Origin of the sequence: Pseudomonas aphyarum (assembly GCF_028657055.1) — a bacterium.
Lineage (GTDB): Bacteria > Pseudomonadota > Gammaproteobacteria > Pseudomonadales > Pseudomonadaceae > Aquipseudomonas > Aquipseudomonas aphyarum.
In genome coordinates, this window is record NZ_JAMDGS010000014.1 from 400,165 (window position 1) to 421,071 (window position 20,907).

The following is a 20,907-nucleotide window of genomic DNA, read 5'->3' on the forward strand; positions in this document are numbered from 1 at the left end:
TCGACCCCATCGCGCGGGGTGCCCATTGGACGTAAGTCTAGGTTGGGCATACCGTTGGAGAGTTTTCGGATATGCCCTACAAAATCAGTCGGAAATTCTTCGGTTCGCCCCTTGGAAAAAAATCCGACGAAGTGCACATTGAAGCTCTGCCCAGCGATGTCTGACCACTGTGCCAGGGGACTGAATTGAAAACGTAGAGAACGCCATGTCCGACCACGATATTTTGAGCGACGCCGAGCGGGAAGCGCTCAGCGCCGTCATGCTGGAACCCGACCTGCCGCCGCAGCGGGTACTGATCGTCGACGACGACAAGGACGCCCGCGAGCTGTTGTCGGAGATCCTGGCACTGGATGGCATCCGCTGCCTGACCGCGGCCAGCGGCGAGTCCGCCCTGAAGATGCTCGAAGAAAAACCTTCCATTGGCCTGGTGATCACCGATCTGCGGATGGGCAATGTCGGCGGGTTGGACCTGATTCGGCAGGTGCGTGAGTCGGTACGGGCTGCGATGCCGATCATCATTGTCTCGGGTGATGCCGACGTGAAGGACGCGATTGCGGCGATGCATTTGAGCGTGGTGGACTTTTTGCTTAAACCGATTGATACCGCCAAGTTGCTCGGTCTCGTCAGACATGAGCTGGGCATCGAGCCTTAAGTCAAAGCCCCCCTCACCCCAGCCCTCTCCCGGAGGGAGAGGGAGCCGACCGAGGTGTTTGAACATACGACATCGACCTGAGGTATCCAGTCGAACTCGGGGTTGATAACAACGAAGATCTGCTCCCTTTCCCCCTCGCCCCCTTTGGGGGCGGTCCGACGTTTCGGGAGGGCTGGGGTGAGGGGGATGGATCTCGGGCCCTACTCAAAACTCAGGCAGACACCATAAACAAAAAAGCCCTGATCGAAAGATCAGGGCTTTTTCATGTCCGGCATCAGCGCAGGTTACAGGCCGTTGGCTGCCTTGAACTCGCGACGACGACGGTGCAGGACCGGCTCGGTGTAGCCGTTCGGCTGTTTGGTGCCCTCGATCACCAGTTCGACCGCCGCCTGGAAGGCGATGTTGCTATCGAAGTTCGGGGCCAGCGGACGGTACAGCGGGTCGTTGGCGTTCTGACGGTCCACTACCGGCGCCATGCGCTTGAGGCTTTCCATCACTTGCGCTTCGGTCACCACGCCGTGGCGCAGCCAGTTGGCGATGTGCTGGCTGGAGATACGCAGCGTCGCACGGTCTTCCATCAGGCCGACGTCGTTGATGTCCGGCACTTTCGAGCAACCCACGCCCTGGTCGATCCAGCGCACCACGTAACCGAGAATGCCCTGGGCGTTGTTGTCCAGTTCGTTCTTGATCTGCTCCGGGGTCCAGTTCGGGTTGACCGCCAGCGGGATGGTCAGGATGTCATCGACCGAAGCGCGGGCACGTTTGGCCAGCTCGGCCTGACGGGCGAACACGTCGACCTTGTGGTAGTGCAGCGCGTGCAGCGCAGCGGCGGTCGGCGACGGAACCCAGGCAGTGTTGGCGCCGGCCAGCGGGTGAGCGATTTTCTGTTCAAGCATCGCCGCCATCAGGTCGGGCATTGCCCACATGCCTTTACCGATTTGCGCACGACCTTGCAGGCCGGTGCTCAGACCGATATCGACGTTCCAGTTCTCGTAGGCGCCGATCCATTTCTCGGCCTTCATGTCAGCCTTGCGCACCATCGGGCCGGCTTCCATGGAGGTGTGGATTTCGTCGCCGGTGCGGTCGAGGAAACCGGTGTTGATGAACACCACGCGCTCGCTGGCCGCCTGGATGCAGGCTTTGAGGTTGACCGTGGTACGGCGTTCCTCGTCCATGATCCCGACTTTCAGGGTGTTGCGCTTGAGGCCCAGCACGTCTTCGATGCGACCGAACAGCTCGTTGGTGAACGCCGCTTCTTCCGGGCCGTGCATCTTCGGTTTAACGATGTAGACCGAACCGGTGCGGGTGTTCTTGCGCGAAGTGTTGCCGCTCAGGTTGTGCATCGCCGCCAGGCAAGTCACCAGGCCGTCGAGGATGCCTTCCGGCACTTCGTTGCCGTGCTTGTCGAGGATCGCGTCGATGGTCATCAGGTGACCGACGTTACGCACGAACAACAGCGAGCGGCCGTGCAGGGTCAGTTCGCTGCCGTCGACCTTGGTGTAGGTGCGATCCGGGTTCATGGTGCGGGTGAAGGTTTGGCCGCCCTTGGACACGGATTCCGCCAGGTCGCCCTTCATCAGGCCGAGCCAGTTGCGGTAGATCACCACCTTGTCGTCGGCATCGACAGCAGCGACGGAGTCTTCGCAGTCCATGATGGTGGTCAGCGCCGCTTCCATCAGGATGTCTTTGACGCCGGCGGCATCGGTCTGGCCGACCGGGGTGCTGGCGTCGATCTGGATTTCGAAATGCAGGCCGTTGTTCTTCAGCAGGATTGCGATCGGCGCATTGGCGTCGCCCTGGAAGCCGATCAGCTGTGCGTCGTTGCGCAGGCCGCTGGTGCTGCCGCTCTTGAGGGTGACGACCAGTTTGCCGTCAGCGATCTTGTAGCCGGTGGAATCGACGTGGGAGCCGGTCGCCAGTGGCGCGGCTTCGTCGAGGAACGCACGGGCGAAGGCGATGACTTTGTCGCCACGCACCTTGTTGTAGCCTTTGCCTTTTTCCGCGCCGCCGGCTTCGCTGATGGCGTCGGTGCCATACAGGGCGTCGTACAGCGAACCCCAGCGGGCGTTCGAGGCGTTGAGGGCGAAGCGGGCGTTCATCACCGGAACCACGAGTTGCGGGCCGGCGGTACGGGCGATTTCGTCATCGACGTTTTGCGTCGTTGCCTGGAAATCAGCCGCTTCTGGCAGCAGATAACCGATCTCTTGCAGGAAGGCTTTATAGGCCGCGGCGTCGTGCGGCTGACCGGCACGGGTCTGGTGCCAGCCATCGATACGAGCCTGGAAGTCATCGCGTTTGGCGAGTAGGGCTTTGTTCTTCGGCGCCAGGTCGTGAATGACCTTGTCGGCACCTTCCCAGAATTTGTCGGCGGTGAGGCCGGTACCGGGAATGGCTTCGTTGTTCACGAAGTCGAACAGGACTTTGGCGACCTGCAGGCCACCGACTTGAACGTGTTCAGTCATTGCTTGCCTCACTCTGCTCAGCTATTTCGCTTTTCAGCTCTTCAATTTAACAATGAAGCCTCTGGCCATTTAAACCACAAACCCCTCGACCAGTACATGCCATCGCTGGCGGCTGGGCTGGGACCAATCAACGGCTTGGGGGCCTTGCTGACGGGGCTTTCAGGGTTGCGAACGTGCCTTGGGCAGACATCGATCCAGCGTTATGTAGTGCGCGCTGCGGCATACTACATGATGAGTTGCGGTTGTGAAAATCAGACTAATTACGTCGTTCTGCGACCCCATGACGCATTGCGGTCACGGCGCGGAACGGGATGTTCTCAAAAAACCAATGGATTGTTCCAGCTAAATATAAAAAGTTGTACACGATTTGTGATTTCGAGCGTCTGAGGCGTCTGTCGAACGCTTGCCTATACTTGCTTTTCTATAACAAAAGTCATGACAAGAGGGCTGCGCCATGGATCACCTCGTACTCACCGTCTTCGCACCGGACAAGCCCGGGCAGGTCGAGCGCATCGCCCAATGCATCGCTGAACACGGCGGTAACTGGCTGGAAAGCCGCATGTCACGCATGGCCGGGCAGTTCGCCGGGATCCTGCGGGTGGGCGTGCCGGCGGAGGCTTACGACGAATTAGTCGATGCCCTACAAGCTTTGTCGGCTCAGGGGATTCGCGTGCTGGTGGCCGAAAGCGGTATCGAGCAGGCCTGCACCTGGAAACCGATCGCCATGGAGCTGGTGGGCAATGACCGGCCGGGCATCGTGCGCGACATCACCCGGTTGCTGAGCGAGCAGGGCGTGAACCTCGAAAGGTTGGTGACCGAAGTGCGGCCAGCACCGATGAGCAGCGAGCCGCTGTTCCATGCCGAGGCGATTCTGGCGGTGCCACTGACCCTGTCGCTGGATGTGCTGCAATCGCGCCTGGAAACCCTGGCCGATGACTTGATGGTGGAATTGGTGCTGCGTACCGACCTGTGAAGAGGGATCGGGTTATCCAGTTTAAAAGTGCACCTGCCTGTGGATAACCTGTAGAGACTGACCGCCAGGCCACGTCCGCCGTGGCTTGGCGAAGATTGATCAAAAAACCGCCAGCATTCAGTGACTTGCGCACAAACGGCGGGGATCACGCTGTGGATAACCTTGGGAAGGAACGATGAAGGCCACGAGAACCGTGGCCTGTGGAGGTTTGTGTGTTTTTTGATCAGCTGCGCCGGCGCAGGCTCAGCCACGCATCGACGCTGTACACCGCCAGACCGGCCCAGATAAACATGAAGGCGATCAGCGTGCTGGACGACAGGTGCTCGCCGAACAGCAGCACGGCCTGCAGCAGCACCAGCGTCGGTGCCAGGTATTGCAGGAAACCGAGGGTGGTGTAAGGCAGGTGCCGTGCCGCCGCGTTGAAGCACACCAGCGGCACCAGCGTCACCGGACCGGCCGCCACCAGCCACCAGGCTTCGGAGGTGGTCCAGAACTCGGCCTGGGCGCTGGTCGCGGTCGGATTGAACAGCAGCCAAGCGAGAGCGATCGGCACCAGCATCCAGGTTTCCACCACCAGCCCCGGCAACGCCTTGACCGGCGCCTGCTTGCGGATCAGCCCGTAGAAACCGAAGGTCAGCGCCAGCACCAGCGACACCCACGGCAGACTGCCGACCTGCCACACCTGCTGCGCCACGCCGACCGCCGCCAGACCGACCGCCAGCCACTGCATGCGCCGCAGGCGCTCGCCGAGGATCAGCATGCCGAGCAGCACGTTCACCAGCGGGTTGATGTAGTAACCGAGGCTCGCTTCCAGCATCCGGCCATTGTTCACCGACCACACGTAGGTCAGCCAGTTGGCCGCGATCAAGGTGCCGCTGAGCGCAAGAATCGCCAGGCGTTTCGGGTTATCGCGCAGTTCCTGCCACCAGCCGGGATGCTTCCACACCATCAACAGCAGCGCGCCGAACAGTGCCGACCACAGCACCCGGTGAATGATGATTTCCACCGCTGGCACTTCGGCGATGGCTTTGAAGTAGAGCGGGAACAGACCCCAGATGATGTAGGCGCTAAGGCCCAGAATGTACCCGCGACGCGGGTTGGCGGCTTGCATGCAGAATCCTTGCTTAGGCAGCTAACAAAGCAGCGATTGTACGGGCAGTTGTATAGACGTGTCGTGTCAGAAAAGCTTCAACGGCTCTTCGTTCAGCGCCGACAGTTGCTCACGCAACGCCAGTACCTGATCGCCCCAATACCGCTCGCTGCCGAACCAAGGAAAGCTGCGGGGGAACGCCGGATCGTCCCAGCGCCGGGCCAGCCACGCGCTGTAGTGCATCAGGCGCAGGGCGCGCAGCGGTTCGATCAGCGCCAGTTCACGCGGGTCGAAGTCGTGGAATTCGTTGTAGCCGTCCATCAATTCCGACAACTGTCCCAGACAATCCTGACGGTCGCCGGCGAGCATCATCCAGATGTCCTGTACCGCCGGCCCCATGCGGCAGTCGTCGAGGTCGACGATGTGGAACATCTCGTCGCGGCACATCATGTTGCCGGGGTGGCAGTCGCCATGCATGCGGATGTTCTGGTGCGGCGTGTTGGCGTAGACGTCTTCCACACGCTTGAGCAGGTCGCGGGCGACTGACTCGTAGGCCGGCAGCAGGCTCTTGGGAATGAAGTTGCCTTCCAGCAGGGTGGTCAGCGAGTCATGGCCGAAGTTCTTCACGGCCAACGCTTCGCGGTGCTCGAACGGTTTGGTCCCGCCGACTGCGTGCATGCGCCCGAGCAACTGGCCGAGGCGATACAGCTGATCGAGGTTGCCCGGCTCCGGCGCCCGGCCACCACGACGGGGAAACAGGGTGAAACGAAAACCGGCGTGTTCGTGCAGGGTTTCGCCGTTGTGGATCAACGGCGCCACCACCGGGATTTCGACGTCGGCCAGTTCGAAGGTGAACTGGTGCTCCTCCAGGATCGCTTCGTTGGTCCAGCGCTGCGGGCGATAGAACTTGGCGATCAGCGGTTCGGAGTCTTCGATGCCAACCTGATAGACGCGGTTTTCATAACTGTTGAGCGCCAGAATGCGCGCGTCGCTCAGGAAACCGATGCTTTCGACGGCATCGAGCACGAGGTCTGGGGTGAGGGTTTCAAACGGGTGGGCCATGCTGACTCCTGCGCGCAGCAGGCTGCCGCGTCCGGCTCAGCATGGTAGCGCAGACGGGCTGTCTTGAGTGGGATCGTTCCCGTGCAGTGCACGGGAACGATCAGAGCGTCGCCCGATCAGGCGCCGACGATCCCGCCATCCTCACGGGTAATCGCCATCACCGATGAGCGTGGCTTGCCGTTCGGCAGGTGCTCGGGGAAGGTCGAACCGCCGTTTTCGCCCGGGTGTTGAATCCCGACGAACAGGGTTTTCTGATCCGGCGAGAAGCTGATCCCGGTGACCTCGCAACCGATCGGCCCGACCATGAACCGGCGAATCTCACCGGTCGCAGGATCGGCGCAGAGCATCTGGTTGTTGCCCATCCCGGCAAAATCACCAGCGTTGCTCGAGTCGCCGTCGGTGAGAATCCACAACCGTCCGGCCTTGTCGAAACCGAGGCCGTCGGGGCTGTTGAACATGTTCTGCGGGGTGATATTCGACGAACCGCCTTTTGGCGTACCGGCATGGACGCCCGGGTTGCCGGCGACCACGAACAGATCCCAGGCGAAAGTCTTCGACGCGTGATCGTCGCGGTCGGTGCGCCAGCGCAGGATCTGCCCGTAGACGTTTTTCTCGCGCGGGTTCGGGCCGCCTACCGGTTGCCCGTCTTCGCCGCGCTTGGCGTTGTTGGTCAGGGTGCAATAAACCTGGCCGTCTTTCGGGCTGACCACGATCCATTCCGGACGGTCCATGCGCGTGGCGCCGACCACGCTGGCCGCCAGACGTGCGTGAATCAGCACTTCGGCCTGATCGGCGAAACCGCTGCTGGCGTCGATACCGTTCTTGCCGTGGGTCAGTTCGATCCACTGGCCCTGGCCTTTCGGGTGATCAGGGTTGCTGTCACCGTTGTCGAACTTGGCCACGTACAGCGTGCCGTGATCGAGGATGTCGCGGTTAGCTTTGGCGTTGCGGTGGTTGATCTTGTCGCGGCTGACGAATTTGTAGATGAACTCGCCGCGTTCGTCGTCGCCCATGTACACCACGGCGCGACCGTCGTCGGTCTCGGCCAGTGCGGCGTTTTCATGTTTGAAGCGGCCCAGCGCGGTGCGTTTGACCGGAGTCGATTGCGGGTCGAACGGATCGATTTCCACGACCCAGCCGTGACGGTTGAGCTCGTTCGGGTTCTTCGCCATGTCGAAGCGCGGATCGAATGGATGCCAGTTGATCTCGCGGCTGGCGGCCGACACGCCGTAGCGTTTCTGCGCCGGGTCGAACTGTTGCTGGGCGTTGCTGCTGCCGAAGCAGTCGGTGAAATTCTCTTCGCAGGTCAGATAAGTGCCCCACGGCGTCTTGCCGTTGGCGCAGTTCTGGAAAGTGCCGAGAACTTTCTTGCCGTGCTTGTCGGCGCTGGTTTTCATCAGCTCGTGGCCGGCAGCCGGGCCGCTGATACGCAGCGGCGAGTTACCGTGGATGCGCCGGTTGTAGCGTGAGCCCTGGACGAACTGCCACTGGCCGTTCTTGCGCTGCACTTCGATCACCGACACGCCTTCGCAGGCCAAAGCCTTGCGCACGTCCTCGGCCGATTGCGGCATGCCGCCGTGCGGATAGAGGTAGCGGTAGTTGGTGTATTCGTTGTTGATCGCCATCAACGCACGGTTTTTCTCGCCCGGGAATTCGAACAGGCTCATGCCGTCGTTGTTGTCGCCGAACTGCACTTCCTGCGCAGCCGCGGTGCCATTGCCGCTCGGGTCGAAGGCCGGGCCGTTCTTTTGCAGCGGCTGGCCCCAACTGATCAGCACCGAGGATTTGTAACCCTTGGGCAGGCTGATGACGTCGGTGGTGGCGGCCGGAATGCTGTCGAAGCCGAGCAGGCGGCTGTTGCCGGCGCTGACACTGGCGGCCAGCACGCTGCGGCTCAGCAGGTTGCCGCCGAGGAACATCGCCGCGCCGCACAGCGCGCCGGCGCTGATGAAACCGCGACGGCTCAGGCCGACCATTTTTTCCAGGTCTGTGGATTGGTTTTCTTCTAATAGGCTCACATCAGGCTCCCTGCATGGTTTTGGCAGCCACCTTAATGCGGGTCGATGACGCTTTCGTTGCAGCGCGGTTAGAGCGGTGTTCCGAGCAGCACATTGGACGGGGAAAACTGCACCTGCACCGCTTGCTCGACCGTCAGGCCACGGGTGCGCAAGTCCAATGGTTCGGCCAGCGCACACAAGGTCTGGCCGTTGGGCAGGGCGATGCGCACTTCGCTCGGGCCGTCCTCGGCGTCGAGAATCGCCTCGATCCGACCGCTCAAAAGGTTGTGGCCGACGGCAGGCGTGGCCTCTGGCGCGAGCAGTTCGAGCCAGCCGGCCTTGATCAGCGCCACCACTTCGGTGCCCGGTTGCAGCTCCAGATGCACGGTGCTGTCGTGGGTGATCTGTGCGTCGATCGACAGGCCCTCGGCCAGTTCGAGGCGGATCAGGTCGTTGCGGCCTTGGCCCTCGATCAGTACGACTTTGCCGTGCAGTTGATTGCGCGCACTGGTCCTGAGCATCAGCCGACCGAGCAGGTCCAGATCGCTGGCGTCCTCGGCCGCTTCCAGCACCTGAGCCTGCAAGGCTTGCAGCTTTTGATAGAGGCGCAGCACTCGCTCGCCCTCGCTCGACAGTTTGGCGCCACCGCCGCCCTTGCCGCCGACCGCGCGCTCGACCAGAGGCTTTTGCGCGAGGTTGTTCAGCTCATCGATGGCGTCCCACGCCGCCTTGTAACTCAGGCCGGCGCTTTTTGCTGCGCGGGTGATCGAACCCTGTTCGGCGATGTGTTGCAGCAAGGCGATGCGCTGCGGACGGCGGACGATGTGCTGGGACAACAGAGAGGGCAGGGACATGGCGGACGCTTTGTGCTGAAGGGTTGAGGGAGGACGTTGGCGGCTCGAGGCGTATCCGTCAAGCCGCGTCGCCGGGTTTTGGCGTGCGGGCCAGGCAGTACACATCCACCCGCGCGGCGCCGGCGTCCATCAGCAAACGGGCCAGCGCCTGGGCGGTGGCGCCGGTGGTCAGCACGTCGTCGACCAGGGCCAGGTGCCGGCCTTGCATCTGGGCATCGGGGCTCAAGGCGAAGGCGTGTCGCAGATTGCGTTTACGCGCTTTGGCGTTCAGGGCCTGCTGGGCGTCGGTGTCCTGCACGCGCAACAGACTGTGTTCCTCGCAAGGCAGGTCGAGTGCCTTGCCCAGCCACTGCGCCAGCATCGCCGCTTGATTGAAGCCGCGCTGGCGCAGGCGTTTTGGTGCGAGCGGCACCGGCAGCAGGGCGTCCGGACGAGGCAGGTCTTCTTCGAAGCGATGTTGCAGGAACTCGCCGAGAACGTCGGCGAGCAAGTGGCCAAGCGGCCATTTGCCGTTGTGCTTGAAGCGGGTGATCAGCGTGTCCACCGGAAAGCCATAAACCCATGGCACGGCCACTTGCTCAAAGGCCGGCGGATCCTGCAGGCAGCCACCACAGGTAAGCGCGGCAGCGGGCAAGGGCAGGGCGCACGTCAGGCATTGATCGCCCAGCCACGGCAGATCGGTTTCACAAGCGGTACAGATAGGGATTTGCGCGTCTGCCGGTTCATCGCACAATAAACAGTTCTGTTCGTTTTTTAACCAGATGTAAACCGGCCTTTCGTAGTGTGGTTGACAGCGCATGACTCTTCCTTAAATATGCCGAACATCCGTGTCGTGCCTGTGGGTATTCCGTTTCCCCAGGCGCCAGCCAAGCATAACCAAGGAAACGCCCATGAGCGCCAGCACCACCGCCACCCTGCGTCACGACTGGACTTTGGCCGAAGTCAAAGCACTCTTCGTTCAGCCATTCAACGACTTGCTGTTCCAGGCGCAGACGGTGCACCGCGCGCATTTCGACGCCAACCGCGTCCAGGTTTCCACCCTGCTGTCGATCAAGACCGGTGCCTGCCCGGAAGATTGCAAATATTGTCCGCAGTCCGGTCACTACAACACCGGGCTGGAAAAAGAAAAGCTGATGGAAGTGCAGAAAGTCCTCGAAGAGGCTGCCCGCGCCAAGGCCATCGGTTCGACCCGTTTCTGCATGGGCGCGGCGTGGAAGCACCCGTCGGCCAAGGACATGCCTTACGTGCTGAAGATGGTCGAAGGCGTGAAGGCCATGGGCCTGGAAACCTGCATGACCCTCGGCCGCCTCGATCAGGATCAGACCGAAGCGCTGGCCAAGGCCGGGCTCGACTACTACAACCACAACCTCGATACCTCGCCGGAGTTCTACGGCAGCATCATCACTACCCGCACCTACAGCGAGCGCCTGCAAACCCTGGCCTACGTGCGCGATGCGGGGATGAAAATCTGCTCCGGCGGCATTCTCGGCATGGGCGAGTCCCTCGATGATCGCGCCAACCTGCTGATTCAGTTGGCCAATCTGCCGGAGCATCCGGAGTCGGTGCCGATCAACATGCTGGTGAAAGTCGCCGGCACGCCGCTGGAAAACGCCGACGACGTCGATCCGTTTGACTTCATCCGCATGCTCGCCGTGGCGCGCATCCTGATGCCGCAATCCCACGTGCGCCTGTCTGCCGGCCGCGAAGCGATGAACGAGCAGATGCAGGCCCTGGCGTTCTTCGCCGGCGCCAACTCGATCTTCTACGGCGACAAACTGCTGACCACCGCCAACCCGCAGGCCGACAAGGACATGCAGTTGTTCGCACGTCTGGGCATTCAGCCGGAAGCCCGCGAAGAGCATGCCGACGAAGTGCATCAGGCTGCCATTGAGCAGGCGCTGGTGGAGCAGAAGAGCAGCGAGCAGTTCTACAACGCGGCGGTCTGATCGCCCGTTCTTCTCAGACGCTGCCTCGGGCGGCGCCTGCTGATTCATTTGCCACCCGTGAGGCTTGCATGTCTTTCGATCTCGCCGCACGCCTTGCTGCCCGTCGTGCCGAAAATCTTTATCGCCAGCGACCGCTGCTTGAAAGCCCGCAAGGGCCGCAAGTGGTGGTCGACGGTGAGCCGTTGCTGGCGTTCTGCAACAACGATTACCTGGGCCTGGCCAATCATCCGCAAGTGATCGAAGCCTGGCGCGCCGGTGCGTCGAAGTGGGGCGTCGGCGGCGGTGCCTCGCATCTGGTGATCGGCCACAGCGGCCCGCATCATGAGTTGGAAGAAGCCTTGGCCGACCTCACCGGACGGCCGCGTGCGCTGTTGTTCACCACCGGTTATATGGCCAACCTCGGCGCGGTCACGGCATTGGTCGGGCAGGGCGATACGGTGCTGGAAGACCGGCTCAATCATGCCTCGTTGCTGGATGCCGGATTGTTGTCCGGCGCGCGCTTCAATCGCTATTTGCACAACGACGCCGACAGCCTCGCCAAGCGTCTGGAGAAAGCCACCGGCAATACGCTGGTGGTCACTGACGGCGTGTTCAGCATGGACGGTGATCTCGCCGATCTGCCGGCGCTGGCCCGGGAAACCAAGGCCAAAGGCGCGTGGCTGATGGTCGATGACGCCCACGGATTCGGCCCGCTGGGGGCAAACGGTGGCGGGATCGTCGAGCATTTCGGTTTGAGCCAGGAGGATGTGCCGGTGCTGGTCGGCACCCTCGGCAAAGCGTTCGGCACGGCGGGTGCGTTCGTCACGGGCAGTGAAGAGCTGATCGAAAGCCTGATCCAGTTCGCCCGCCCGTATATCTACACCACCAGCCAACCGCCGGCGCTGGCCTGTGCAACGTTGAAAAGTCTGGAGCTGCTGCGCAGCGAGCACTGGCGTCGCGAGCATCTGCAAACGTTGATCCGCCAGTTCCGCCAAGGCGCGGAACAGATCGGCCTGGAACTGATGGACAGCTTCACGCCGATCCAGCCGATCCTGATCGGCGATGCCGGTCGCGCCGTGCGTCTGTCGCAGATGTTGCGCGAGCGTGGGCTGATGGTCACCGCGATCCGCCCGCCGACCGTGCCTGCCGGCAGTGCGCGGTTGCGGGTGACGCTGACCGCCGCCCACAGCGAGGCACAGGTGCAGCTATTGTTAGAGGGACTGGCCGATTGCTTTGCTCAACTCAAGTCGGAGCCAAGCCATGCGTGATCGCCTGATTCTGCTACCGGGCTGGGGCCTCGGCGTTTCGCCGCTGGAGCCGCTGGCCGCTGCGTTGCGCGGACTCGACGAGCATCTGCAGGTCGATATCGAGCCGTTGCCGGAGCTGGACTCCAGCGATCTGAACGACTGGCTCGACGAACTCGATGAGCGCATCCCCGAAGATGCATGGCTCGGTGGCTGGTCACTGGGCGGCATGCTCGCTTCCGAGTTGGCGGCACGGCGTGGCGAACATTGCTGCGGCTTGCTGACCCTGGCCAGCAATCCTTCGTTTGTCGCCCATGAACAGTGGCCGAGCGCGATGCCCGGCGAGACCTTCGATGCGTTTCTGGCCGGCTGCAGCGCCGACCCGCGCACGACCCTCAAACGATTCTCTCTGCTGTGCGCCCAGGGCGCGCAAGACGCGCGCGGTTTGTCGCGGCTGTTGCTCGGCGGCGCGCCGAATACCTCGCCGGCCGCGTTGATGGCCGGTCTGGAGTTGTTGGCGCAGATCGATACGCGTGAAGCCTTGCAGGCGTTTCGTGGCCCGCAATTGCATCTGTTCGGCGGGCTGGACGGTTTGGTGCCGGCGGAAGCCGCGGGCGAGCTGTTCGCGTTGCTGGCAGATGTCGAAGTGGGTCTGATCGAGCAGGCCAGCCATGCGTTTCTTCTGGAAGACCCCCACGGTGTGGCCGGTGCGATCCAGGCGTTTTTAAGTGAGTGCGGTGATGACTGATTTGTCTGTTGCGGCGTTGCCCGGCGGCTTGCCTGACAAGCGTCAGGTCGCGGCTTCTTTTTCTCGTGCAGCGGCCAGCTACGACAGCGTCGCCGAGTTGCAGCGCGATGTCGGTACGCAGTTGATGAATCGCTTGCCGGTGGATTTTCGGCCGGCACGCTGGCTGGACCTGGGCTGTGGCACCGGGTATTTCACCCGGGCGCTGGCCGAGCGATTTGGTGAGGGACTGGCGCTGGATATCGCGGAGGGCATGCTCAATCACGCGCGGCCGCTGGGTGGGGCCACACACTTCATTGCTGGCGATGCCGAACGTTTGCCGTTGCAGGATTCGACGTGTGATCTGATCTTCTCCAGCCTCGCCGTGCAGTGGTGCGCGGACTTCGAAGCGGTGCTCGGCGAAACGTTTCGGGTGCTGAAACCGGGGGGGATTTTTGCGTTTGCTAGTCTTTGTGTAGGGACGCTGTACGAGTTGCGCGACAGCTGGCGTCAGGTCGATGGTCTGGTGCACGTCAACCGCTTCCGCGAGTTCGCCCGCTACGAGCAATTGTGCGCGGCCAGTGGCTTGCGCAGTGTCTGTCTGGAGAACCGGCCGCATGTGCTGCATTACCCGGATGTGCGCAGCCTGACCCATGAACTCAAGGCCTTGGGCGCGCATAACCTGAACCCTGGCCGGCCGGGTGGTTTGACCGGACGGGCGCGGATTCTGGGGCTGGTCGAAGCCTACGAGCAGTTCCGTCAGCCGCAGGGCTTGCCGGCGACTTATCAGGTGGTCTACGCCGTGTTGGAGAAACCCTTATGAGCGCAGCCTATTTCATCACCGGAACCGACACTGACGTTGGCAAGACCACCGTCGCCGCCGGATTGTTGCACGCTGCGCGGTCGGCGGGATTGAGTACGGCAGCGGGCAAACCGGTGGCGTCCGGTTGTGTGGTGACGCCCAGAGGTTTGCGCAATTCCGATGCGCTGGCGTTGCAGGCCGAATGCTCGTTGCCGCTGACGTATCAACAGGTCAACCCGGTGGCGTTCGAGCCAGCGATCGCGCCGCATCTGGCAGCGCGTGAGGCGGGTGTGGCGCTGACCGTGCAATCGTTGCTGGCGCCGATGCGCGAGATTCTGGCCATGAATGCCGACTTTACGCTGATCGAAGGCGCGGGCGGCTGGCGGGTGCCGTTGGCGGATCAGGACAATCTGTCGGATCTGGCGATTGCTTTGAAGTTGCCGGTGATTCTGGTGGTCGGTGTACGTCTGGGTTGCATCAGCCATGCATTGCTGACTGCCGAAGCGATTGCTCGGGACGGGCTGCAACTGGCGGGATGGGTGGCGAACATCATTGATCCGAAGACGTCGCGGCTGGAGGAAAACCTGGCGACACTTGCCGAGCGGATTCCGGCGCCGTGCCTGGGGCGGGTGCCGAAGCTCAAGGCGGTCAGCGCTGAAGCGGTCGCCGATCACTTGCAACTGGATCTGCTCGACTGATTTTGGCTATGACAAGGCACTGTGCCATTAGTGTTTTTGACGGGTGTTTTTCTGACGCCTCTGTTTCAATGGCACCCATTGATCCTTCCCAAGGATGAGAGCTCCCATGGAAATCTCCGGAAACACAGCTTTTTATGCAGGTCTGAGCACCATTCAGACCGGACAGAACCGCGTCGATCAGGCCGCCAGCCAGATCGCCAGCAGCACCATCGAGCGTTCGGTCACTAGTCAGTCTTCGGAAGTGCAGGTCGATCGCCTGCGTTCCGTGGATCGCGCCCAGCAATCGGACCTGGCGAGCAACGTGGTCGAGATGGCCCAGGGCAAGTTTCAGGCGGAACTGGGTGTGAAAGTCGCCAAGGCTTCCGATGAAATGCTCGGTACGATCATCGATACGTTCGCCTGATTTTTTGATCTGCGCTTTGCCAGACGCCGCGACTGTTCGCGGCGTTTTTCGTTGTAAGTCCTTCTCCCTCAACTAATCTTTTTTCAGTGCACATGGCTCGGTCGGGCGCATGTCGTGTTGCTGTGTCCGGCGTTCGGAAAATGTGATGACGAATGGCAAAAGAACGAAGCTTGACAAGATTTCGGCGTAAACGTATGTTTCAAACAACTGTTTGACCGTCACAACAAATCAACGCGGTCGTTCATTCCCGGTTACATCAGCAGAGGTTTATCGCTATGCCTGACTACAAGGCCCCCTTGCGTGATATTCGCTTCGTTCGTGACGAACTGCTCGGCTACGAAGCGCACTATCAGAGCCTTCCAGCGTGTGCAGACGCAACGCCGGACATGGTTGACGCCATTCTCGAAGAGGGCGCCAAGTTTTGTGAGCAGGTGCTGGCACCGCTGAACCGCGTGGGTGACACCGAAGGCTGCACCTGGAGCGAGTCCGGCGTGAAAACCCCGGCCGGCTTCAAAGAGGCCTACAAGCAATTCGTGGAAGGCGGCTGGCCAAGCCTGGCCCATGACGTCGAGCACGGCGGTCAGGGCCTGCCTGAGTCGCTGGGTCTGGCTGTCAGCGAGATGGTCGGCGAAGCCAACTGGTCGTGGGGCATGTACCCGGGCCTGTCGCACGGCGCGATGAACACCATCTCCGAGCACGGCACCCCAGAGCAGCAAGAAGCCTATCTGACCAAATTGGTCTCCGGCGAATGGACCGGCACCATGTGCCTGACCGAGCCGCACTGCGGCACCGACCTGGGCATGCTGCGTACCAAGGCCGAACCTCAGGCCGACGGTTCCTACAAAGTCTCCGGCACCAAGATCTTCATCTCGGCCGGTGAACACGACATGGCCGACAACATCGTCCACATCGTGCTGGCCCGCCTGCCGGACGCACCGGCCGGCACCAAAGGCATCTCGCTGTTCATCGTTCCGAAGTTCATGCCGAATGCTGATGGCACCGTCGGTGCACGCAACGCTGTGACCTGCGGTTCGATCGAACACAAGATGGGCATCCACGGCAACGCGACCTGCGTGATGAACTTCGACGGCGCGACCGGTTTCCTGATCGGCCCGGCGAACAAAGGCCTGAACTGCATGTTCACCTTCATGAACACCGCACGTCTGGGTACCGCGCTGCAAGGTCTGGCTCACGCCGAAATCGGCTTCCAGGGTGGCCTGAAATACGCTCGCGATCGCCTGCAAATGCGTTCCCTGACTGGCCCGAAAGCGCCGGACAAGGCCGCTGACCCGATCATCGTTCACCCGGACGTACGCCGCATGCTGTTGACCATGAAGGCATTCGCCGAAGGCAACCGTGCGATGGTGTACTTCACTGCCAAACAGGTCGACATCGTCAAGTACGGCGTGGACGAAGAAGAGAAGAAGAAAGCCGACGCACTGCTGGCCTTCATGACTCCGATCGCCAAAGCGTTCATGACCGAAGTCGGTTTCGAATCCGCCAACCACGGCGTGCAGATCTACGGCGGCCACGGCTTCATCGCCGAGTGGGGCATGGAGCAGAACGTTCGCGACAGCCGCATCTCGATGCTGTACGAAGGCACCACCGGCATCCAGGCACTCGACCTGCTGGGCCGTAAAGTGCTGATGACTCAAGGCGAGGCTCTGAAAGGCTTCACCAAGATCGTCCACAAGTTCTGCCAGAACAACGAAGGCAACGAAGCCGTCAAAGAATTCGTCGCCCCGTTGGCTGCACTGAACAAAGAGTGGGGCGAGCTGACCATGAAGGTCGGTATGGCCGCCATGAAAGATCGCGAAGAAGTCGGCGCGGCTTCCGTGGACTACCTGATGTACTCCGGTTACGCCTGCCTGGCCTACTTCTGGGCTGACATGGCGCGTCTGGCTGCCGAAAAACTGGCTGCCGGCACCACCGACGAGGCGTTCTACACCGCCAAGCTGCAAACCGCGCGCTTCTACTTCCAGCGCATCCTGCCGCGTACCCGTACGCACGTGGCCACCATGCTGTCGGGCGCCAACAACCTGATGGACATGAAAGAAGAAGACTTCGCACTGGGCTACTAAGCCTTAACGCAGTCCTTCAAAAAACCGCTGTTCCTTCGGGGGCAGCGGTTTTTTTTGCCCGGATTTCCCCAATCCCGGGGCTGATTCCCCAGCATTGATGATGGCGCTGCTTGGCCGAACCCCTGCGCTTATTGATTCAAAATGTTTCCAGAAGAGTGGCCAATTAATTGCACTGCCCGATTTACCGGTGCTAACCAGAACTGCCTGCTCAAAGAAGCAAGACGCCCGGCACTTAACAACAACAGTCAGGGTGAAGCCTATGAACATCAGTCGACTCGCTCGTTTGTCCTTCTGGTTACCCGTTGCGCTTTCAGTCCACAGCGCATGGGCTGCCGACCCCGCCGAAGTCGATCCCCCGGTGCCGGAAGTCCCTTCGCTGCAATCGTTGCGCGGGATGGTGCCTCCCGATCCGTCCGGGACCGAGGGCGGACGCAAGGTCGACCTGATGACCGACTACGTGCTCAATCGTCAGGCTGCGATCCTGCTGGGCAAAGCGTTGTTCTGGGACATGGAGATCGGCAGTGATGGCTCCACGGCCTGCGCGTCCTGCCACTACCACGCCGGCGTGGATCACCGCATCACCAACCAGCTCAACCCCGGCCAGGCGCACACCAACGCCAACGTCGCGTCGATCTTCAACAAGCCGTTTGTGGCGTCGGACATTCCCGGTGACGTGGCGTCCTACGCGACGTTGTCCGGCGGCAAGGGCGGCCCGAACTACACGCTGAAGAAAACCGACTTCCCGACCCATGTGCTGAGCAATCCGCTGGAGCGCAACTCGCCCATCGTGTACTCGACCGACGACGTGGTCGGCTCGCAAGGCGTTTTCGACGCCAACTTCGTCAAACCCAACCAGCCGCGTTTCGACAAATGCACCCAGCAGCCGGACGGCCTGTTTCAGGTCGGCGGCATCAACGTTCGACGCAGCACCGGGCGCAATGCGCCGTCGGTGATCAACGCCGCGTTCAACGTGCGCAACTTCTGGGACGGTCGGGCCAATAACGTGTTCAACGGCTTCTCGCCGTTCGGCAATCGCGACCCGGATGCCGGGATTTACGTGACCAGTGAACGCAGCACGGTCGCCACCAAAGTGCGGCTGGCGCTCAACGACGCCTCTGCCGCCTCGCAAGCCGTCGGCCCGCCCGGCAGCCCGGTGGAAATGTCCTGCGGTGGCCGCACCTTTGCCGATATCGGCCGAAGGATGCTCGACACGCTGATGCTCAAGCAGCAGCGGATCTCATCCACCGATTCGGTGCTGGCTCCGGTGTCCGGCGCACGGCGGCCGACCTATCGCGAACTGATCAAGAACGCCTTCCAGCCCCGGCTGTGGAACGCCACGCAAAACGTTCTGGTGGGCGGCGCGCCGTACACCCAGATGGAAGCCAACTTCCCGCTGTTCTTCGGTCTGGCGATCCAGATGTATGAGGCGACGCTGGTGTCCGATCAGGCGCCGATCGACGCCTACCTTCAAGGCGATCACACGGCCATGAACGCGCAACAGGTCGAGGGCATGAACCTGTTTCTCGGCAAGGGTAAATGCGTCAATTGCCACGGCGGACCGGAGCTGACCAACGCCGCCAGCCGCCTGCTGATGCATCCACGCGAACGCATCGAACGCATGGTGATGGCCGACAACCTGACCACCCTTTATGACAACGGCTTCTACAACACCGGTGTGCGCCCGACTTCGGAAGACCTCGCCCTCGGCGGCGCGGATGCGTGGGGCAATCCATGGTCGTTCACCCGTCAGTACAACAGCGTGTTGCAGGGCGGCCGGTCGGTGGATCCGCTGGACGTCGATGTCTGTACGTTCGAGGCACCGTTGAGTGCGGCGATTCCGTGCGATGCCACACTCAAACCGAATGTCGGTTTCCGCGACTCGGTCGACGGCGCGTTCAAGACTCCGACCCTGCGAAACATCGCCCTGACCGGGCCGTACTTCCACAACGGCAGCCGCTCGACGCTCAAACAGGTGATGGAGTTCTACAACCGTGGCGGTGACCGGCGCGGGGAAGACGCCAACAACACCAGCGGCTTCGAGCATCCGGCGGTGAACCAGCACAACACCTCCAACCTCGATCCGGACATGACGGCGCTGAACCTGACGCCTGCCGAAATCGATGCCGTGGTGAAATTCATGGAAGTCGGCCTGACCGATCCGCGCGTAGCCTGGGAACGGGCACCGTTCGATCATCCGTCGCTGGTGATCCCACAGGGCCACATCGGCGACGAGAATGCCGTGACCCAGCGCCCGGCCAGTCCGAAAGTCACGACACGTCAGGCGATGGACGCATCGCTCAATCTCAAGCCTTACGGTGCTGAAGGCCGGCCGGCGGCAGAGGGGCCATTGCAGCCGTTCTACAACGATCTCTGAGCAGAAAAAAAACACCATGGCCATCAAGAATGATGGCCATGGTGGCCGTCTAGCGGCCATTGCGCAAAAAACCTGACTAAATCCCTCAGCAACCGCCGAATTCGGCCGTTAAAGAGACAGCCTGTGATCTGGATCACATTGTGTGTGCTTAACTGGCCACATTGCAGGCACAATGCCATCTCTTTGCCATGACGGGTCGGAGCTTTTACCCTTGCCGCGTTCTTCCGCTGTACGTTTCAGTCATTTCCTACCTTCACTGCTGTTGTTGCTCGCGGGGTTGGCGGCTGCGTACGTCAAAGACCTCAACGTGTTCTTCACCTCGCTGTTTAACGTGTTGCCGACCTTGGTGCTGCTGTTGGGCGGTTCGTACTGTGCGGTTTACCGACGCCAGCGCGAGCTGTTTCTGATGGTCACGGTGTACATCGCCTACTTCCTGCTCGACACCCAGACCGACTATTACCGCGACAACGGCAAGGTGCGCGAAGACGCGGCCGTGGTGTTCCACCTGGTCTGTCTGCTGTTGCCGCTGTTGTTCGGGCTATTCGCCGCGTGGCAGGAACGCACGCACCTGTTTCAGGACATGGTCGCGCGCTTCGCCGTGCTGCTGGCCTTTGGCAGCGTGGCGCTGGGGCTTGAGCAAAGTTACCCGCAGGCGTTGCTGATGTGGCTTTCCGAGATCCGCTGGCCAGCGCTGCACGGCGCGTGGATGAGCCTGATCCAGTTGTCGTATCCGGTGTTCATCTCGGCGTTCCTGTTGCTGGCCTGGCAATACTGGCGCAACCCGCGTCCGCTGCACGCCGCGCAATTGGTGGGGTTGCTCGGAGTGTTCTGGATGCTGCCGAAAACCTTCATCCTGCCGTTCACCCTGAATATCATGTGCAGCCAGGTGATGCTGATGATTGCTGCAGCGGTAGCGCATGAGGCGTATCAAATGGCCTTCCGTGACGAGCTCACCGGTCTGCCGGGCCGCCGCGCACTCAACGAGCGCATGCAGCGTTTGGGGCGCAACTATGTGCTGGCGATGAGCGACGTCGATCACTTCAAGAAATTCAACGACACCCACGGCCACGACGTTGGGGATCAGGTCTTGCGTCTGGTCGCCAGCAAGCTGTCCAAAATCAGCGGCGGCGGTAGGGCGTATCGCTATGGCGGTGAGGAATTCGCCCTGGTGTTTGCGGGCAAGACTCTTGAAGAGTGCATGCCGCACCTGGAAGTCATCCGCGAGTCGATTGCGTCCTACAACATCCAGCTGCGAAATCAGGAAAGTCGCCCGCAGGATGATCAGCAGGGCCGTCAGCGTCGCTCGGGTTCGGGCGCATCCAGCGTGTCGGTCACGGTCAGCATCGGCGTGGCCGAACGTCTGGAACAGCGCACCCCGGAAGAAGTGCTGAAATCCGCCGACCAGGCGCTCTACAGCGCCAAGGGCGCAGGCCGTAACTGCGTGATGGCGTTCGGGCAGAACCGACGTGGCGCGGTGCGCATGGACAGCGCCGCAGGTTGAGTGATGACGGCGCATTCAGCGTCTGGACAGTGATTGTGGGGCAGGGTGGCCGGCAGTAGGTTGAA

17 protein-coding genes are annotated in these 20,907 nt (G+C 61.6%); 11 read left to right on the forward strand and 6 right to left on the reverse strand.

Going from position 1 to position 20,907, the window contains the following annotated elements:
- Nucleotides 1-205 precede the first annotated feature (205 nt).
- Nucleotides 206-652: a response regulator gene (locus tag M5G18_RS22640; protein WP_085609066.1), complete on the forward strand. Its 447-nt coding sequence runs from the start codon at nucleotides 206-208 to the stop codon at nucleotides 650-652.
- A gap of 284 nt (nucleotides 653-936) precedes the next feature.
- On the opposite strand, the gene M5G18_RS22645 is transcribed toward M5G18_RS22640, so the two are convergent.
- Entirely contained in the window at nucleotides 937-3,114 is a 2,178-nt protein-coding gene (locus M5G18_RS22645) for a malate synthase G (RefSeq protein WP_273896289.1), read from the reverse strand.
- 454 nt (nucleotides 3,115-3,568) lie between these two features.
- Here M5G18_RS22645 and M5G18_RS22650 point away from each other — a divergent pair, with 454 nt between their 5' ends.
- Nucleotides 3,569-4,087 carry a glycine cleavage system transcriptional repressor gene (locus M5G18_RS22650; RefSeq protein WP_011336250.1) on the forward strand — a complete coding sequence of 173 codons (519 nt, stop codon included), beginning with the start codon at nucleotides 3,569-3,571 and terminating at the stop codon, nucleotides 4,085-4,087.
- A 223-nt stretch (nucleotides 4,088-4,310) separates the two neighbouring features.
- On the opposite strand, the gene rarD is transcribed toward M5G18_RS22650, so the two are convergent.
- From rarD to M5G18_RS22675, 5 genes are all read right to left on the reverse strand, one after another.
- On the reverse strand, nucleotides 4,311-5,198 hold the full coding sequence (gene rarD / locus M5G18_RS22655; protein WP_007959831.1) for an EamA family transporter RarD: 888 nt from the start codon (nucleotides 5,196-5,198) through the stop codon (nucleotides 4,311-4,313).
- Nucleotides 5,199-5,264: 66 nt separating this feature from the next.
- The gene (locus M5G18_RS22660) at nucleotides 5,265-6,239 is read right to left on the reverse strand and encodes a serine/threonine protein kinase (protein ID WP_085609068.1); all 975 of its coding nucleotides are present in this window, start codon (nucleotides 6,237-6,239) and stop codon (nucleotides 5,265-5,267) included.
- Nucleotides 6,240-6,355: 116 nt separating this feature from the next.
- Nucleotides 6,356-8,257, reverse strand: coding sequence for a PhoX family protein (locus M5G18_RS22665; protein ID WP_273896290.1), 1,902 nt, complete (start codon nucleotides 8,255-8,257; stop codon nucleotides 6,356-6,358).
- A 68-nt stretch (nucleotides 8,258-8,325) separates the two neighbouring features.
- Nucleotides 8,326-9,090: a TOBE domain-containing protein gene (locus M5G18_RS22670; protein ID WP_273896291.1), complete on the reverse strand. Its 765-nt coding sequence runs from the start codon at nucleotides 9,088-9,090 to the stop codon at nucleotides 8,326-8,328.
- Between the two features lie 58 nt (nucleotides 9,091-9,148).
- Nucleotides 9,149-9,889 carry a ComF family protein gene (locus M5G18_RS22675; RefSeq protein ID WP_273896292.1) on the reverse strand — a complete coding sequence of 247 codons (741 nt, stop codon included), beginning with the start codon at nucleotides 9,887-9,889 and terminating at the stop codon, nucleotides 9,149-9,151.
- A gap of 91 nt (nucleotides 9,890-9,980) precedes the next feature.
- Between M5G18_RS22675 and bioB the strand changes: the two genes are divergently transcribed.
- From bioB to M5G18_RS22720, 9 genes are all read left to right on the forward strand, one after another.
- On the forward strand, nucleotides 9,981-11,036 hold the full coding sequence (gene bioB, locus M5G18_RS22680) for a biotin synthase BioB (RefSeq protein WP_007959840.1): 1,056 nt from the start codon (nucleotides 9,981-9,983) through the stop codon (nucleotides 11,034-11,036).
- A 68-nt stretch (nucleotides 11,037-11,104) separates the two neighbouring features.
- Complete coding sequence (gene bioF, locus M5G18_RS22685) at nucleotides 11,105-12,283, forward strand: 8-amino-7-oxononanoate synthase (protein ID WP_273896293.1); 1,179 nt, start codon at nucleotides 11,105-11,107, stop codon at nucleotides 12,281-12,283.
- The gene (locus M5G18_RS22690) at nucleotides 12,276-13,007 is read left to right on the forward strand and encodes an alpha/beta fold hydrolase (RefSeq protein ID WP_134333627.1); all 732 of its coding nucleotides are present in this window, start codon (nucleotides 12,276-12,278) and stop codon (nucleotides 13,005-13,007) included. The genes bioF and M5G18_RS22690 overlap by 8 nt, the downstream gene beginning before the upstream one ends.
- Nucleotides 13,000-13,806, forward strand: a complete 807-nt coding sequence (gene bioC, locus M5G18_RS22695) for a malonyl-ACP O-methyltransferase BioC (protein WP_273896294.1) — start codon at nucleotides 13,000-13,002, stop codon at nucleotides 13,804-13,806. The genes M5G18_RS22690 and bioC overlap by 8 nt, the downstream gene beginning before the upstream one ends.
- On the forward strand, nucleotides 13,803-14,483 hold the full coding sequence (gene bioD, locus M5G18_RS22700; RefSeq protein WP_007959854.1) for a dethiobiotin synthase: 681 nt from the start codon (nucleotides 13,803-13,805) through the stop codon (nucleotides 14,481-14,483). The genes bioC and bioD overlap by 4 nt, the downstream gene beginning before the upstream one ends.
- Before the next feature lie 106 nt (nucleotides 14,484-14,589).
- The gene (locus tag M5G18_RS22705; RefSeq protein WP_273896295.1) at nucleotides 14,590-14,886 is read left to right on the forward strand and encodes a pyrroloquinoline quinone biosynthesis protein PqqE; all 297 of its coding nucleotides are present in this window, start codon (nucleotides 14,590-14,592) and stop codon (nucleotides 14,884-14,886) included.
- A gap of 275 nt (nucleotides 14,887-15,161) precedes the next feature.
- Nucleotides 15,162-16,967: a phenylacyl-CoA dehydrogenase gene (locus tag M5G18_RS22710; RefSeq protein ID WP_085609075.1), complete on the forward strand. Its 1,806-nt coding sequence runs from the start codon at nucleotides 15,162-15,164 to the stop codon at nucleotides 16,965-16,967.
- Between the two features lie 259 nt (nucleotides 16,968-17,226).
- Complete coding sequence (locus M5G18_RS22715; protein ID WP_273896296.1) at nucleotides 17,227-19,341, forward strand: cytochrome-c peroxidase; 2,115 nt, start codon at nucleotides 17,227-17,229, stop codon at nucleotides 19,339-19,341.
- A 211-nt stretch (nucleotides 19,342-19,552) separates the two neighbouring features.
- On the forward strand, nucleotides 19,553-20,842 hold the full coding sequence (locus M5G18_RS22720; RefSeq protein ID WP_064380305.1) for a GGDEF domain-containing protein: 1,290 nt from the start codon (nucleotides 19,553-19,555) through the stop codon (nucleotides 20,840-20,842).
- Nucleotides 20,843-20,907 lie beyond the last annotated feature (65 nt).

Coding starts and splice junctions, on each gene's coding strand:
- bioF (WP_273896293.1), top strand. CDS start 11,105: ATGTCTTTCGATCTCGCCGCACGCCTTGCTGCCCGTCGTGCCGAAAAT.
- M5G18_RS22715 (WP_273896296.1), top strand. CDS start 17,227: ATGAACATCAGTCGACTCGCTCGTTTGTCCTTCTGGTTACCCGTTGCG.
- M5G18_RS22660 (WP_085609068.1), bottom strand. CDS start 6,239: ATGGCCCACCCGTTTGAAACCCTCACCCCAGACCTCGTGCTCGATGCC.
- M5G18_RS22705 (WP_273896295.1), top strand. CDS start 14,590: ATGGAAATCTCCGGAAACACAGCTTTTTATGCAGGTCTGAGCACCATT.
- M5G18_RS22640 (WP_085609066.1), top strand. CDS start 206: ATGTCCGACCACGATATTTTGAGCGACGCCGAGCGGGAAGCGCTCAGC.
- bioB (WP_007959840.1), top strand. CDS start 9,981: ATGAGCGCCAGCACCACCGCCACCCTGCGTCACGACTGGACTTTGGCC.
- M5G18_RS22670 (WP_273896291.1), bottom strand. CDS start 9,090: ATGTCCCTGCCCTCTCTGTTGTCCCAGCACATCGTCCGCCGTCCGCAG.
- M5G18_RS22650 (WP_011336250.1), top strand. CDS start 3,569: ATGGATCACCTCGTACTCACCGTCTTCGCACCGGACAAGCCCGGGCAG.
- bioC (WP_273896294.1), top strand. CDS start 13,000: ATGACTGATTTGTCTGTTGCGGCGTTGCCCGGCGGCTTGCCTGACAAG.
- M5G18_RS22710 (WP_085609075.1), top strand. CDS start 15,162: ATGCCTGACTACAAGGCCCCCTTGCGTGATATTCGCTTCGTTCGTGAC.
- bioD (WP_007959854.1), top strand. CDS start 13,803: ATGAGCGCAGCCTATTTCATCACCGGAACCGACACTGACGTTGGCAAG.
- rarD (WP_007959831.1), bottom strand. CDS start 5,198: ATGCAAGCCGCCAACCCGCGTCGCGGGTACATTCTGGGCCTTAGCGCC.
- M5G18_RS22645 (WP_273896289.1), bottom strand. CDS start 3,114: ATGACTGAACACGTTCAAGTCGGTGGCCTGCAGGTCGCCAAAGTCCTG.
- M5G18_RS22690 (WP_134333627.1), top strand. CDS start 12,276: ATGCGTGATCGCCTGATTCTGCTACCGGGCTGGGGCCTCGGCGTTTCG.
- M5G18_RS22675 (WP_273896292.1), bottom strand. CDS start 9,889: ATGCGCTGTCAACCACACTACGAAAGGCCGGTTTACATCTGGTTAAAA.